Here is a 13,459-nt window from a genome sequence, read left to right as displayed (position 1 = left end):
GACGCCATGCCAAGACATCTGAAGGCCGCCATGCTCGTCACCGTCATGCTGCTGGCCTCCGGCGGCGTCGCGGGCGGCGCCGCACCGGCAGCTGTGCCGGCGCTCGCCTTGCCGGCGCCACCCGCGGTGGGGCTCGACGCGCCGCCGGGTGCGCGGCTGCCGCTGGCGTTGCGCTTTGTCGCCGATGACGGCCGCGAGCAATCGCTGCGGCGTCTGCTCGACGGCCGCCCGGCCGTGATCGTGCCGGGCTACTATCACTGCCCCCGCCTGTGCAGCACGCTCATGGACGGCGTGCTGGAAGGACTGGCCGCGGTGCGCCTGCCGCCGGACGGCTATCGCGTCATCGGCATCAGCATCGATCCGCGCGAGACCGTTGCCATGGCCGCGCGCAAGAAGGCCAGCTATGGCGCGCTGGTCGCGCATGCGGGCGGCGACCTGCGCCTGCTGACCGGCACCGCGCCGCAGATTGCGACCTTCACCCAAAGCGTAGGCTTGCGCTATGCCCGGGTCGGATCCGACGCGTTCGCGCATCCGGCCGCCTTTATCGTGGTCACGCCGCAGGGGCGTATCTCTCATGTGTTCGACGGCATCCGCTTCGATCCGGATGCCATCCGGCTGGCACTGGTCGATGCCTCGGCGGGCCGCATCGGCACGCTGCAGGACCGTGTGCTGTTGTTGTGCTCGCATTTCGATCCGCATACAGGCCGCTACACGGCATCGGTCATGGCACTGGTGCGTGCCGGTTGCGTGCTGGTGGCGGCCGGCCTGCTGGCGGGCGTACTGGCGGTCCCTTCATGGCGGCGCTTCAGGCGCCGGGGGCGCCGGCAGTGAACGGCACGTTCTGGCTGCAGCCCGGCTCCGCTTCCACCTCCGCGGCGCACTATGACGCGCTCATGCTGGCCGTGACCATCATGCTCGCCATTGCCGCGCTGGCCGTGTTGCTCGCGATCGCATGGATGTCGTGGCGCTATCGCCGTGCCTCCCGTGTCGAGCGCGGCCACGCACCGACCAACGCGGCCCGTCTCGAATGGTCATGGCTGCTGGCGCTGGTGTTGGTCTTCCTGTGCGCATTCGCCTGGGCCGCATACGACTTCGCCAGCCTGTACCGTCCACCCAGGGACGCCATGCCGGTGTTCGTCGTCGCCAGGCAGTGGATGTGGAAGCTCGAACATGCCAACGGTCGGCGCGAGATCGGCGAACTGCATGTTCCGCTTGGCCAGCCGGTGCAGCTGACCATGACGTCGCAGGACGTCATCCACAGCTTCTTCGTGCCGGCGTTCCGTCTCAAGGCCGATGTCGTGCCCGGCCGCTACACCACGTTGTGGTTTACCGCCACCAAGGCCGGCGAATACCGCCTGTTCTGCGCGGAGTACTGCGGCACCGACCATGCCGGCATGCTCGGGCGCATCGTGGTGATGCCGCCAGCCGCGTTCGCGCACTGGCTGGCGCAGGGCGGCCAAGCGCCCGACATGGCCGCGCGGGGCTTCGAGCTGTTCCGGCGCAACGGCTGCAGCGGTTGCCACGATGCGCGCTCGACGGTCCATGCGCCAGACCTGACCGGCCTGCTGGGGCGACAGGTGCACTTGCAGGACGGGCGCACCGTGCTCGCCGATCCGGCCTATCTGCGCGACGCCATGCTGCTGCCGGACAAGGACGTGGTGGCCGGCTACGCCCCCATCATGCCGTCGTTTGCCGGCCAGTTGACGGAGGAGGACATCCTCGCCCTGATCGAATATATCCGCGCGACCGGAGACGCCGATGTCCACACACGTTAGTGCGCATGCTCCCAGCTACCTGGCAGACGGCGACACGCTGCGCTCGTGGCTCACCACGGTGGACCACAAGCGCATCGCCTGGCTCTACATGGTGGCCATCACCGCGTTCTTCTTTGTCGGCGGGTTCGCGGCAACGCTGATCCGCATCGAACTGGCGACGGCGCCTGGCGACCTGGTGGCCGCCGACACCTACAACCGGCTGTTCACCGCGCACGGCGTGATCATGGTCTGGCTGTTCCTGATCCCGTCGATTCCGGCCGTCCTCGGCAACTTCCTGGTGCCGCTGATGATCGGTGCGCGCGACATGGCCTTTCCGCGTCTCAACCTCGCCAGCTGGTACATCTACGTCCTGGGCGGCATGTTCACGCTTGGCGCGCTGTTCCTCGGCGGCGTCGACACCGGATGGACCTTCTATACGCCGTTCTCGACCATGTTCTCCAACAGCAATGTGGTGCTGGCCATCACGGGCGTGTTCATTGTCGGCTTTTCCTCCATTCTTACCGGCCTGAACATTATCGTCACCGTGCACACGATGCGCGCCAGCGGCATGCACTGGTTACGCCTGCCGCTGTTCGTCTGGGCCAACTACGCCACCAGCGTGATCCTGGTGCTGGCCACGCCGGTGCTGGCCATGACACTGCTGCTGCTGGCGGTGGAAAGGCTGGCGCACGTTGGCATCTTCGATCCGGCGCTGGGTGGCGATCCGCTGTTGTTCCAGCATCTGTTCTGGTTCTATTCCCATCCCGCCGTATACATCATGGTGCTGCCGGCCATGGGCGTGGCGAGCGAGATCATTCCGTGCTTCGCCCGCAAGGGCGTGTTCGGCTATCGCGCCATGGCGTATTCGATCCTGGCCATCGCCGCGATCGGCTTTCTGGTGTGGGGCCACCACATGTTCGTCAGCGGCCAGTCGGTCTATGCCAGCATCACGTTCTCGTTGCTGAGCTTTCTGGTCGCGGTACCGTCCGCGATCAAGGTCTTCAACTGGACCGCCACGCTCTACAAGGGACGCATCACGCTCAGCGCGCCGATGCTCTATGCGCTGGGCTTCGTCGGCCTGTTCACCATCGGCGGGCTGACCGGCCTCACGCTGGCATCGCTTGCGCTGGACGTGCATCTGACGGACACCTACTACGTGGTCGCCCATTTCCACTACATCATGGTCGGCGGCGCCGTGATGGCGTACCTCGGCGGCATCCATTTCTGGTGGCCCAAGCTGACCGGCCGACGCTATCCGGAAACCTGGGCACGCATCGCCGCCGTGACCATCTTCGTGGGCTTCAACGTCACCTTCTTTCCGCAGTATCTGCTCGGCTATGCCGGCATGCCGCGTCGTTACCACGCCTACCCACCCGAGTTCCAGGTGCTCAATATCCTGTCGTCGGCGGGCGCGGTCCTGCTGGCGGTGGGTTACCTGATGCCGCTGGTGTATCTGGGCTGGTCGCTGCTGCGCGGCCAGCGCGCTTCTGCGAATCCATGGCATGCAACGGGGGTCGAATGGCAAACGCCATCGCCACCGCCGACGCACAACTTCATCGAGCCGCCGGTGGTGAGGCGCGCACCGTACGCCTACGACCCGGTGAGCGGTAGAGGGAGGCCACAATGAGTGCCGATCGAGCCGGCGCGGCCGTCCCTATGGTCGCGCCATCGGACGCACACGGCGCTGCGTCCATGGGTGCGCACGCGGGTGCGCACCTTGGTGGCCCGCGCCAGCAGGACACCGCCGCCACGCTCGGCATGTGGGTGTTTCTCGGCACCGAGGCCATGTTCTTCGGGCCGCTGTTTCTCGGCTATGGGTATGGCCGTCTGCTGCATCCCGACGGCTTTGCCGCCGCGGCGCGCCATACCGACTTGCTGCTCGGCACCTGCAATACAGCGGTGCTGCTGACCAGCAGCCTGCTGATGGCGGTGGCAGGACTGGCGCGCGGCAGCGGCATGGCGCGGCTTACGGCGCGGCTGCTATGGGCGGTGGCGACGCTTGGCATGCTGTTCCTGATCGTCAAGGGGGTCGAATACCGGCACGAATGGCAGGCACACCTGTTTCCCGCGGCGGGGGCCGGCTTCGAGTTTGCCGACGCGCGGTACGAGCGTGCCGCGCGCCTGTTCTTCGTGCTGTACTTCTGCATGACCGCGCTGCACGCGCTTCATATGATCATCGGCATCGCCATGGTGACGTGGCTGGCGCTGGCGCTCACGCGCGGGGCAGCCCGCCGTGCCAGCCACGCGCGGGTGGAGATCACCGCGCTGTACTGGCACTTCGTGGATATCGTGTGGCTGTTCCTGTATGCGTTGCTCTACCTGTATGGCAGGAGTGGGGCATGACCGCATTGCCGCGCGCGGCGCTGCGGCGCCTGTTGCTGACCTGGGCCGGACTGCTGGCGCTGCTCGGTGCCACGGTCGGTTGTGCGTTGCTGCCGCTCGGCAACTGGAACGGCGTGCTGAGTCTTGCGATTGCGGCCATCAAGGCGATGCTGGTCGTGCTGTGCTTCATGCGGCTGCGCGGCCTGCTGCTGGTGGTGGTGATGGTGGCACCGCTGATTGCGCTGGCCTTGATGTTCGGGCTGACGCATGCCGACTATGCAACGCGCGTGTGGGTCGCCGCGCCGTGGCAGGTGCCCGTGCCGGAATAGCCAGTGGCGCGGTGGCGCTGCGCAGAGGGGAAGCCGGACCGTGCGTCGGCCCTGCGGTGCGGAAGCTGCGAGGGGTGCGGGATGCGCGGCTCGCGCCACGCATCCCGGCAATCAGCGCGTGGCGGCCGACACACCGCCCGCGGTACGCCGGTGCTGCGTGAGCGCGGACACCACGATCGATACCACGATGTTCACGGTCAGCGCGATCAGGCCGATATACGTCGGGTAGGACGCATCGCCCACGTGCAGCGTGTACACCGGCTTGAGGCCCATCGAGATCGCCAGGCCGGTACCGGTCACGATGCCGACCAGCCAGCCCGCGAACAGGCCGGTGGTGGTCAGGCGACGCGTGTACAGCGAGAACACCACGGCCGGGAAGATCTGCAGGATCCAGACGCCACCGAGCAGTTGCAGATCGATCGCGTACTGCGTGGGCAGCACGATGATGAACAGCAGCGCGCCGAACTTGACGACCAGCGAGAACAGCTTGGCGTTCTTGGCTTCCTTCTCGGGGGTCACGTTGGGCGCGATCAGGGGCTTGTACAGGTTGCGCGTGAACAGGTTGGCCGCGCCGATCGACATGATCGCTGCCGGGACCAGCGCGCTGATGGCGATGGCCGCGGCCGCAAAGCCGACGAACCACGACGGAAACAGCGTGAGGAACAGCGTCGGCACCACGTCGGAGGCCGAGGTCACGTGCACATTGGCCGCGATCGCCATGTAGCCGAGCACCGCGATCAGGCCCAGCAGCAGCGTATAGGCGGGCAGCACGATGGCGTTCTTGCGCACGGTATTGGCCGACGAGGACGACAGCACGCCGGTCATGGTATGCGGATACATGAACGCGGCCAGCGCCGAACCGAGCGCAAGGGTGGCATACGCGGTGAACTGCGAAGGCTTGAGGATGATCCCGGTGGCGCCGCCCTTGGCCTGGAAGAACTTGTCCGCCGCCTCGAACAGCATGCCGTAGCCGCCGAGCTTGCTCGGAATGATCGAGACCGCAACGATCACCACGATATAGATCATGATGTCCTTGACGAACGCGATCATCGCCGGCGCGCGCAGGCCGCTCGAGTACGTGTACACCGCGAGGATCGCGAACGCGACGATCAGCGGCAGTTCGCCGGTCACGCCCAGGCTCTTGATCACGACCTGCATGCCCACCAGCTGCAGCGCGATATACGGCAGCGTGGCGACGATGCCGGTGATGGCCACCGCGGCCGGCAGCCATTTGCCGCCGAATTCGCCCTGCACATAGTCGGCCGCCGTGATGTGGTTCTTGCGGTGGCAGACTTCCCACAGCCTGGGCATGACCGCGAACACGAACGGATAGACGATGATCGTATAGGGCAGCGCAAAGAACCCATACGCGCCCACCGAATACACGAGCGCGGGCACGGCGATCACCGTGTAGGCGGTATAGAAGTCGCCGCCGACCAGGAACCAGGAGATCAGCGTGCCAAACTGGCGGCCGCCGAGGCCCCATTCATGCAGCTGGTTGAGATCGCCGCGCTTCCAGCGCGCGGCGATAAAGCCGAGCACGGTGACCAGCGCGAAGAAGAAGATGAAGACCGCCATGGCGGTGCCATTGATCGTGGTCGGCTCGCTCATTTCATGCTCCGATACACGACATACAACAGCACCGAGGTGATGGGTACCCACAGGAACTGGTACCAGTAAAAGAACGGAAAGCCGAGGAATGCCGGCTGCGTGTCGTTATAGAACGGCAGCCACAGCAAGGCGATATAGGGGGCGAGCAGGAGCAGGCGCAGCCAGCCGGCGCCTTCTCCTTTTGGGGTCTCCATCATGTTCTCCTGACTTACAAAACAGAAACAGGCGGCAACGAGCATGCCGCCTGGCGTAGGTCAGGATTCTGGGCCCAAGCGTTGTCTGATATGTGTCGTGTTTCTAGCGCTTTGTATCCGCGCTGCTACAAAGGCGGAGTTGTATCGTCATGCAGTGCCCTCACTGGCTGGCACGCATGACGATACACCGGACTCGTCGGAGCCCCGCGCGTTGCCGGGCTAGACCACGCTTACACGTACCTCACCGGCTTCCATCTGTCCGATGACCGCGGCATGCGCGAAGCCTTCGCGGCGGAACAGGGCAAGCACTTCGTTGACGGCGCCGGGCGCGCAGCTCACCAGCAGTCCGCCGCTGGTTTGCGGATCGGTCAGCAGCGACTGCTGTACCTCGGAGATCGACGGCGACAGCGCCACCTCGTGGCCGTAGCTGGCCCAGTTGCGCCGCGATGCGCCGGTCACCGCGCCGCGCCCGGCCAGTGCGGCCACATCGGGCAGCAGCGGAACGCTTGCCATGTCGATGGTCGCGCCGAGCTGGCTGCCGCGGCACAGTTCCAGCAGATGTCCGAGCAGGCCAAAGCCGGTGACGTCGGTCATCGCATGCACCTCAGCCATGTCGCCAAGACGCTTGCCCGGCGTATTGAGGCGCGTGGTGTTGGCGATCATCTCGCGATAGCCGGGCTCGCCCAGCATGTCCTGCTTGATCGCCGCCGAATACACGCCTACGCCCAGCGGCTTGCCGAGGATCAGCACATCGCCGGCACGCGCGTCCTTGTTGCGCTTGATGCGGTCCGGATGCACCAGCCCCATTACCACGAGACCATAGATCGGTTCCACCGAGTCGATGGTATGGCCACCGCCGATGGCGATGCCGGCTTGCGCGCAGACCGCCTCGCCGCCCTCCAGGATCTTGCCGATGACTTCCGGCGCGAGCTTGTCCACCGGCATGCCGACCAGCGCCAGCGCGAGGATCGGCGTGCCGCCCATCGCGTAGACATCGGAGATGGCATTGGTGGCGGCGATGCGGCCGAAGTCGAACGGATCGTCGACCACGGGCATGAAGAAGTCCGTGGTCGCCACCAGCGCCTGGGTATCGTTGAGCCGGTAGACGGCCGCGTCGTCGCTGGTCTCGATGCCGACCAGCAAGGCCGGCGGCGCGGGGAAATTACGCGCATTGCTCAGGATCCGGGACAACACGGAGGGCGCGATCTTGCAACCGCAGCCACCCCCGTGCGCCAGCGATGTCAGACGAACCTGCCCGTCGCGCATCGTTGCTTCCGCCATTACACCTTCCTCGTTGAAGTGATTCGGTAGCCGAACGCCTCGGGATCGAGGCTGTCCAGCGTACCCGCGGCGGTCCTGCCCTGCGGATACATGAGGAATGGTACAGGAGCCAGTCCGCTGCCAGGCAGCGCAACGTCGTGCCCATGGTTGTACGCGACCCAGTTGCCTTCCCACGCGCCGAACAGCAGCGCACGCGCGGCGCGCACCTTGCTGTCGGTCATGGGCAGGCCGCCGGGGGCTTCCTCGAGCGCGACCTTGCGCACGTCGCCGGGATCGGCGGGAATCCAGCCGTAGCCGGCCGCATAAAATTCCGCGCGGCAATGCTGCGCCTTCGAGATGTCGCCGGCCTTGCCGAGCGAGCGGAAGCCCAGCCCGGAGGTGTCGACGCGCACGCCATAGGCGTCGCGCGCGGGGATGCCGGCGGCACGGGACAGCGCCACGAACAGGCCGTTGATATCGGCACACTTGCCGTTCATCACGCCGCCGGTCCTGAGCATGGCGACCACGTCGCCGGTGCCGCAGCCCCGCACGCTGGCGTCGCGGCAGGTATGGTCGACCACCCACTGGTAGATGGCGCGGGCACGTGTCATGTCGTCGGTCATGCCGGCGGTGATGGCCCGCGCGGTGTCGCGCACGATGCCGTCGGTCGGCATCAACTGCGTGGGCCGCAGGTATTCGCGCAGCACGGCAGCCGATTCGCGCTGCGCGCCGGGCGCGGGATCGGCGCCGAGGTCGACGTCACGGTCGCGAATCGCCACGACGTCGGTGACGGTGGCGGTCAACGGCTGGCCATCGCGCGCTTCCGGCCACGCGATGGCGACCATGCGCACGTCGTAGCCTGGCGCGGACACGGCGCGGGCCTGCCCACCCGGGGCGTGCCATTCGCTCGAGAGCGTGCGCTGATAAGCGCCGATGTGCGGGGCCGCCAACGGCACCCAGACCTGGGCCGGCGCCGCCGCGGCGGGCAGCCGGATGTCGGTGGTCATCTGGTAGACCCGCCAGCCCGCGGCCGGCGCGATCGCGGATGGCACCGCGGAGGAGGTTGAGGTGGCGGCCAGTGCCGGGGCGATGCCCGCTGCGCCAAGAGAAACGGGTACAGCGGCGCCAAGCCGCATAAATGCGCGTCGATCCATGATGTATCCCCTAGTTCGAAACTCGAAACGTGCCCGACCGCTGCTCATGCATAGTAGGACATGAGGGCGGCCGGAAGGGCCCGGACGGGTTGCTGCCGTGCAACATCGCGCCGATATGACTGGCGGAAAGCAGTAGGAGTCGAACCTACCTGGGAACGTCTGACGCCCCCAACCGGATTTGAAGCCCGGCCGCATCACCGGATACGCGTGCCTTCCTATTGATCTCTGGCTTGATCTTTGACCGGATCGCTTGTTTGATCTTTCGTTTGATCGTTCGCTTGATCGTTCGCCTGGTGCTTCACTGCATCGTGCGCGGCGGGAATGCGGTCATCGAGCCGCCATTGGTTGTCCGGGCGCAGCATGCGCCCATTGCCAACGCGCCGAGTGTATCCCGCGCGGTCGAAGAACTCCAGAATCTGGATCGCGCGCTTGCGGCCGAGCCCGACCGCATCGCGAAAATGCACGGCCTCCAGGCGGCCGTGGGTGCGCACCAGCTCGGCGACCTGGGCCGCCAGGGCTTCCACCACGGCTTCCGCATAGAACAGATCGCGCACGATCTGGTAGATCGCTCCCTGGCGCGCGAGCTTGCGCAACAGCTGGCGCATCGGCTCTTCTGGCACGCCGAGCGCGCTGGCATGGTCGCGCACCCACGGCGGATCGTTGCCGCCCTCGGCGATGCGCGGCAGCAGTCGTTGCGCGAGCGCGTGTTCGGCCTCGCCGAGCTGGATCCGATGCGTGGGCAGGCACAGCCAGCCGCCATGGCGTTCCAGTTCGCCGGCGGCCAGCAGGTGATCGAGCAGTGCGGCCCAGAGCGTATCGGGCAGGACCGTGCCGGCCAGCGCGAGGCGCCGTAGCGATCCGGCGTTGAGGCCGGGCTCGTCGGGCAGGCGCGCATGAAACGCGGCGAGCGTCTCGACGACCCGCCGCCGTAGCGCAGCCAGGAACGGCGTCAGGATCAGGCACGGGTCACGTCCCGCGGGCGCCACCACCAGCGCGTCGGCGGGCAACTGCCATTGCTCGCGCGGCAAGCCGGTCAGCCGCACCAGCCGTGCGCAGGCGATGCCGGACGGGGCCTGGGCCAGCAACGGCGCCAGGCCCGCGCCGCCCAGCATGGCTTGCACCGCGCGCAGCCAGGCGAGGCGCGCCGGCGTGCGGCGGTGCCGCTCGGGCGCGACGTTGTCGAGCACCATGCCGCCGCCGATGGTGCGCGTGGCCTGGGCATTGCGCACGATCAGGCGGTCGCCGGCCTGCGCGCATACCGGTGTGGCAAAGACGAGCTGGGCCAGCGCGCTGCCGCCGGCTTCCAGCGCTTCGCCCTCGAGCAGCACCACGTTGGCCAGCCGGTGCGCGGCGCCAAGGTGCACATGCACGGGCGTCCAGTGGCCGATGCGGAGATCGGCACCGGGTTGCAGCGCAAGCATGATGTCGAGCCGGGTAACCGGCGCCAGCAGGGCCGCATCGAGGATCCAGTCGCCGCGCCGTACCGCGTCCTTGTCGATGCCGGCCAGGTTGAGCGCGCAACGCTGCCCGGCCACGCCAGCCTCGGCCGCGCGCTGCTGCGCATGGATGCTGCGCACGCGCACCGGCATGCCTGCCGGGGCCACCTGCATGACGTCGCCCACGCGCACCTGACCGTTGAAGACCGTGCCGGTGACCACCGTGCCGTGGCCGGCGAGCGTAAACACGCGATCGACGGCCAGCCGGAACAGCCCCGGCGCGGTACGCGGCGGCAAGCGTTGCGCGGTCTCGTGCAGGAACGCACGCAGCGCGGCCACGCCGGCCTCGGCGGGATCGGTCGCATTGACGGCAAACAGCGGCGCATCGGCATAGGGCGTCGTACCCAGCAGCGCGGCGATCTGCGCGCGCACCGCGGTCTGTCGCGCGGCGTCGGCACGATCGGTCTTGGTCAGCGCCACCACCGCCTGCCGCACGCCGAGGCGCTCGACGATGGCCAGATGCTCGCGCGTTTGCGGCATGACGCCATCGTCGGCGGCGATCACCAGCAGCGCCAGGTCGATGCCGCTGGCGCCGGCGGCCATGGTGTGGATCAGCTTCTCGTGCCCGGGCACGTCGATATACCCGAGCACGTCGCCATTGGGGAGCGGCGTATAGGCATAGCCGAGCTCGATCGAAATGCCGCGCGCCTTTTCTTCCTTGAGCCGGTCGGTATCGACGCCCGTCAGCGCGTGCACGAGCGTGGTCTTGCCATGGTCGATATGCCCGGCCGTCCCGACGATCATTGCGCCAGCGTCTCCCGCAGATGCGCCCACTGCGCGACGAAGGCGGCCTCGTCGCCGTCTTCGAGGCAGCGCAGATCGAGCCACAGCGCTTGCTCGCCAATGCGGCCGATCACGGGGCGGGGCAGTGCGCGCAGCGCCGCCTCCAGCCGCTGCAGGCGGCGGCCGCCACCGGCGCGCTTGCGGCCGCGCGCCGCCGCATCGTCGGCCGGCACGATCACCAGGCCGTGGCTCGCCAACTGGCCGCCGGGCAGCGCGCCACTGCCGATCTGGCTGATGGTCGGCGCGGCGTCGATGCGGTAGTCCGCGCCTAACGCCGGTTGCAGCAGTGGCACCAGACGCGTGGCCATGCCCGCCATGGCGCCGGCGGGGCGCGTGAGCAGGCGCAGCGTGGGCAGCGTCTGCGCCAGCGTGGCGGGGTCGCGATAGAGCCGCAGCACCGGCTCGAGCGCGGCCAGCGTGAGCTTGCCCACGCGCAGTGCGCGCTTGAGCGGGTTCTTCTTGATCCGCGCGATCAGGTCGGCACGGCCGACGATCAGCCCCGCTTGCGGCCCGCCCAGCAGCTTGTCGCCGCTGAAGGTCACGAGGTCGGCGCCGGCGGCCAGGGTCTCGCGCACCGTGGTCTCGCGCGGCAGGCCCCATTGGGTGAGGTCGCACAACGTGCCGCTGCCCAGATCGACCACCACCGGCACGCCGTGCGGCCGCGCCAGGCGGACCACCTCGTCCACCTCCACGCTGCGCGTAAAGCCGGTAATCTCGTAATTGCTGCAATGGACCTTCATCAGCATGGCCGTGCGCGCGCCGATGGCATTGGCGTAGTCGTGCGGATGGGTGCGGTTGGTGGTGCCCACCTCCACCAGACGGGCGCCGGCCCGCTGCATGATGTCCGGAATGCGGAACGCGCCGCCGATCTCGACCAGCTCGCCGCGCGACACCACCACCTCGCGCCGCTGCGCGAGCGTATTGAGCATCAGCAGCACCGCCGCCGCATTGTTGTTGACCACGGTCGCCGCCTCGGCACCCGTGAGCTCGCACAGCAGGTCGTCGATCAGGTCGTCGCGGTCGCCCCGGCCGCCATCGGCGAGGTCGAATTCGAGGTTGGCCGGCGTGGTCATGGCGCTTACCACGGCCCGCACCGCACTGTCGGGTAGCAGCGCGCGCCCGAGGTTGGTATGGAGCACGGTCCCGGTCAGGTTGAACACCGCGCGCAGGCGTGGTTGCTGCTCGCGCGCGAGCCGGCCTGCCAGCGCCGCGCCCAGCGCGGCGTCGCCGAGCGCCTGGCGTGGTAGCTGGCCAGCCACGGCCTGCGCGCGCAGGCCATCGAGCAGATGGCGCAGCGCCGCCGTGGTCGGCGCGCGCCCATACTGGGCGAGCAGCGGCTGCACGAAGGGCTGGTTCAGCAGGCGGTCGACGGAGGGGATATCGGCGGGGCGCGCCGGCATCGAGACGCTATCGTTCATGGCCGTGATGGGGGCCCGCATGGGTGCCGGGGGCTGGGCCGGCAGCGGCATCGGCGAGGGCGCTTCCATCGTCACCGTCGTCGTCGCCATGCGGCCCACCATGATCGCCATCGCCATCGCCATCGCCATCGCCATCGCCATCGCCATCGCCGAGCCACAGCAGCGGATTGCCGCTGGCGCGGCCATAGCCGGCATCCGCCATCATGACGTCGAGCGCAAGCGAGGCCAGGTCGTCGGCGAGCGGCTCGACCAGCGGATCTTTCTCCATGTAGCAGATCTTGCGATAGTGATGGCACGGGTCGCAGGTCTCGGCCTTGAGCGCGCTGAAGCGCCCCTCCGCCACGCGGCCCTCCACCCCGTGCTCCTCCGCCACGTGATAGCTGATGCCTTCGGTTGACTCGCAGTGGCTGCACTTGACCCGCACCATATGCCACTCGGTCGCGCACAGGCCGCACTGGAGATAGCGCAGGCCCTGGTAACGCCCGCCGATGCGCACGATGCTCGCCACCGGCAGCGTGCCGCAGACCGGACATACGGTGGCCACGTCGAGGCCAGGTACCTCGCGTTCCTCCAGTTGCGATGCCATGACCGTGCGATGCAGTTGCAGCGCCGCCATCAGGAACGGCGCGGTGAGCGCATCGATGGGCCCCTCGCGCAGGCCGAGCAGCGCCTGCGCCTGCGCGGTCAACGCTTCTGCCGAGCCCGCGCGCAGGGCCTGCAGCACCTGTGCCGGCACGGCGCGGCTGCGCCCGAGTTCGTCGAACAGCGCGCGCGCGCCATGGTGCCAGCCGGCGAGCATGTCCTGGTCCATCGCGGCCAGTAGCGGCATGCGATGGTCGCGGGCGCGCGCAATGTCGTCAGGGGCAGGGCGGGGGAAGGAGAGCGTGGGGGCGACCGCGTGCTGGGCTTCGACCACTTCGGCCATCAGCGCCAGGTAGGCCTCCATCGGATGGCCCGCGGCAAGTTGCCGCAGCCGCTGCGCGCGCAGCGCGAAGATCTCGGCGCGCTCGGGTAGCCGCAGGCGCGCAATGGCAACGTGGTCGATCGATTCGATTTCTTCCGGCTGAAGAATGTGTTGCACCATTGCCTCGCACCATTGCGTCAAACCTCGGGCCATATTGGACGTCATAGCGGACGT

General features: G+C 68.0%; 12 protein-coding genes and 1 tRNA gene. 5 read left to right on the top strand and 8 right to left on the bottom strand.

Annotation, left to right across the window (positions count from 1 at the left end):
• The first annotated feature begins 6 nt into the window (after positions 1 to 6).
• The 5 genes from DFLDMN_RS25465 (at position 7) to DFLDMN_RS25445 (ending at position 4,405) form a co-directional block, all read left to right on the top strand.
• Complete coding sequence (locus DFLDMN_RS25465) at positions 7 to 831, top strand: SCO family protein (protein WP_423198531.1); 825 nt, start codon at positions 7 to 9, stop codon at positions 829 to 831.
• Positions 795 to 1,775 carry a cytochrome c oxidase subunit II gene (gene coxB, locus DFLDMN_RS25460; protein WP_423198530.1) on the top strand — a complete coding sequence of 327 codons (981 nt, stop codon included), beginning with the start codon at positions 795 to 797 and terminating at the stop codon, positions 1,773 to 1,775. Before DFLDMN_RS25465 ends, coxB begins: the two co-directional genes overlap by 37 nt.
• Positions 1,759 to 3,381, top strand: a complete 1,623-nt coding sequence (gene ctaD / locus DFLDMN_RS25455) for a cytochrome c oxidase subunit I (RefSeq protein ID WP_423198529.1) — start codon at positions 1,759 to 1,761, stop codon at positions 3,379 to 3,381. Before coxB ends, ctaD begins: the two co-directional genes overlap by 17 nt.
• Before the next feature lie 65 nt (positions 3,382 to 3,446).
• Positions 3,447 to 4,097 (top strand): cytochrome c oxidase subunit 3, encoded by a 651-nt coding sequence (locus tag DFLDMN_RS25450; protein ID WP_423198528.1) that lies wholly within the window; start codon positions 3,447 to 3,449, stop codon positions 4,095 to 4,097.
• On the top strand, positions 4,094 to 4,405 hold the full coding sequence (locus tag DFLDMN_RS25445) for a Caa(3)-type oxidase subunit IV (RefSeq protein ID WP_423198527.1): 312 nt from the start codon (positions 4,094 to 4,096) through the stop codon (positions 4,403 to 4,405). The genes DFLDMN_RS25450 and DFLDMN_RS25445 overlap by 4 nt, the downstream gene beginning before the upstream one ends.
• 111 nt (positions 4,406 to 4,516) lie before the next feature.
• On the opposite strand, the gene mctP is transcribed toward DFLDMN_RS25445, so the two are convergent.
• The 8 genes from mctP to fdhE form a co-directional block, all read right to left on the bottom strand.
• A complete protein-coding gene (gene mctP, locus DFLDMN_RS25440) occupies positions 4,517 to 6,016 on the bottom strand; it encodes a monocarboxylate uptake permease MctP (RefSeq protein WP_423198526.1) in 1,500 nt (499 codons plus the stop codon).
• On the bottom strand, positions 6,013 to 6,210 hold the full coding sequence (locus DFLDMN_RS25435; RefSeq protein WP_423200568.1) for a DUF3311 domain-containing protein: 198 nt from the start codon (positions 6,208 to 6,210) through the stop codon (positions 6,013 to 6,015). Before DFLDMN_RS25435 ends, mctP begins: the two co-directional genes overlap by 4 nt.
• Positions 6,211 to 6,429: 219 nt before the next feature.
• Positions 6,430 to 7,491 (bottom strand): selenide, water dikinase SelD, encoded by a 1,062-nt coding sequence (gene selD / locus DFLDMN_RS25430; protein WP_423198525.1) that lies wholly within the window; start codon positions 7,489 to 7,491, stop codon positions 6,430 to 6,432.
• A complete protein-coding gene (locus DFLDMN_RS25425; protein ID WP_423198524.1) occupies positions 7,491 to 8,624 on the bottom strand; it encodes a transglutaminase-like domain-containing protein in 1,134 nt (377 codons plus the stop codon). Before DFLDMN_RS25425 ends, selD begins: the two co-directional genes overlap by 1 nt.
• A 120-nt stretch (positions 8,625 to 8,744) precedes the next feature.
• Positions 8,745 to 8,840 (bottom strand) — tRNA-Sec (locus DFLDMN_RS25420).
• Positions 8,840 to 10,864, bottom strand: a complete 2,025-nt coding sequence (gene selB / locus DFLDMN_RS25415; RefSeq protein ID WP_423198523.1) for a selenocysteine-specific translation elongation factor — start codon at positions 10,862 to 10,864, stop codon at positions 8,840 to 8,842. Before selB ends, DFLDMN_RS25420 begins: the two co-directional genes overlap by 1 nt.
• Positions 10,861 to 12,342 carry an L-seryl-tRNA(Sec) selenium transferase gene (selA, locus tag DFLDMN_RS25410; RefSeq protein WP_423200567.1) on the bottom strand — a complete coding sequence of 494 codons (1,482 nt, stop codon included), beginning with the start codon at positions 12,340 to 12,342 and terminating at the stop codon, positions 10,861 to 10,863. The genes selB and selA overlap by 4 nt, the downstream gene beginning before the upstream one ends.
• Positions 12,311 to 13,405: a formate dehydrogenase accessory protein FdhE gene (gene fdhE, locus DFLDMN_RS25405; protein WP_423198522.1), complete on the bottom strand. Its 1,095-nt coding sequence runs from the start codon at positions 13,403 to 13,405 to the stop codon at positions 12,311 to 12,313. The genes selA and fdhE overlap by 32 nt, the downstream gene beginning before the upstream one ends.
• Between the last annotated feature and the right edge of the window lie 54 nt (positions 13,406 to 13,459).

This window comes from Cupriavidus sp. H19C3, from assembly GCF_049393815.1.
Classification (GTDB): domain Bacteria; phylum Pseudomonadota; class Gammaproteobacteria; order Burkholderiales; family Burkholderiaceae; genus Cupriavidus.
Note: the sequence above shows the minus strand (reverse complement) of the source record. Positions and strands in the feature narration are given on the sequence as shown.

Bases quoted from the DNA above. Each gene is read 5' to 3' on its own strand.
- DFLDMN_RS25465 (WP_423198531.1), top strand. From the start codon at position 7: ATGCCAAGACATCTGAAGGCCGCCATGCTCGTCACCGTCATGCTGCTG.
- coxB (WP_423198530.1), top strand. From the start codon at position 795: ATGGCGGCGCTTCAGGCGCCGGGGGCGCCGGCAGTGAACGGCACGTTC.
- ctaD (WP_423198529.1), top strand. From the start codon at position 1,759: ATGTCCACACACGTTAGTGCGCATGCTCCCAGCTACCTGGCAGACGGC.
- DFLDMN_RS25450 (WP_423198528.1), top strand. From the start codon at position 3,447: ATGGGTGCGCACGCGGGTGCGCACCTTGGTGGCCCGCGCCAGCAGGAC.
- DFLDMN_RS25445 (WP_423198527.1), top strand. From the start codon at position 4,094: ATGACCGCATTGCCGCGCGCGGCGCTGCGGCGCCTGTTGCTGACCTGG.
- mctP (WP_423198526.1), bottom strand. From the start codon at position 6,016: ATGAGCGAGCCGACCACGATCAATGGCACCGCCATGGCGGTCTTCATC.
- DFLDMN_RS25435 (WP_423200568.1), bottom strand. From the start codon at position 6,210: ATGGAGACCCCAAAAGGAGAAGGCGCCGGCTGGCTGCGCCTGCTCCTG.
- selD (WP_423198525.1), bottom strand. From the start codon at position 7,491: ATGGCGGAAGCAACGATGCGCGACGGGCAGGTTCGTCTGACATCGCTG.
- DFLDMN_RS25425 (WP_423198524.1), bottom strand. From the start codon at position 8,624: ATGGATCGACGCGCATTTATGCGGCTTGGCGCCGCTGTACCCGTTTCT.
- selB (WP_423198523.1), bottom strand. From the start codon at position 10,864: ATGATCGTCGGGACGGCCGGGCATATCGACCATGGCAAGACCACGCTC.
- selA (WP_423200567.1), bottom strand. From the start codon at position 12,342: ATGCGGGCCCCCATCACGGCCATGAACGATAGCGTCTCGATGCCGGCG.
- fdhE (WP_423198522.1), bottom strand. From the start codon at position 13,405: ATGGTGCAACACATTCTTCAGCCGGAAGAAATCGAATCGATCGACCAC.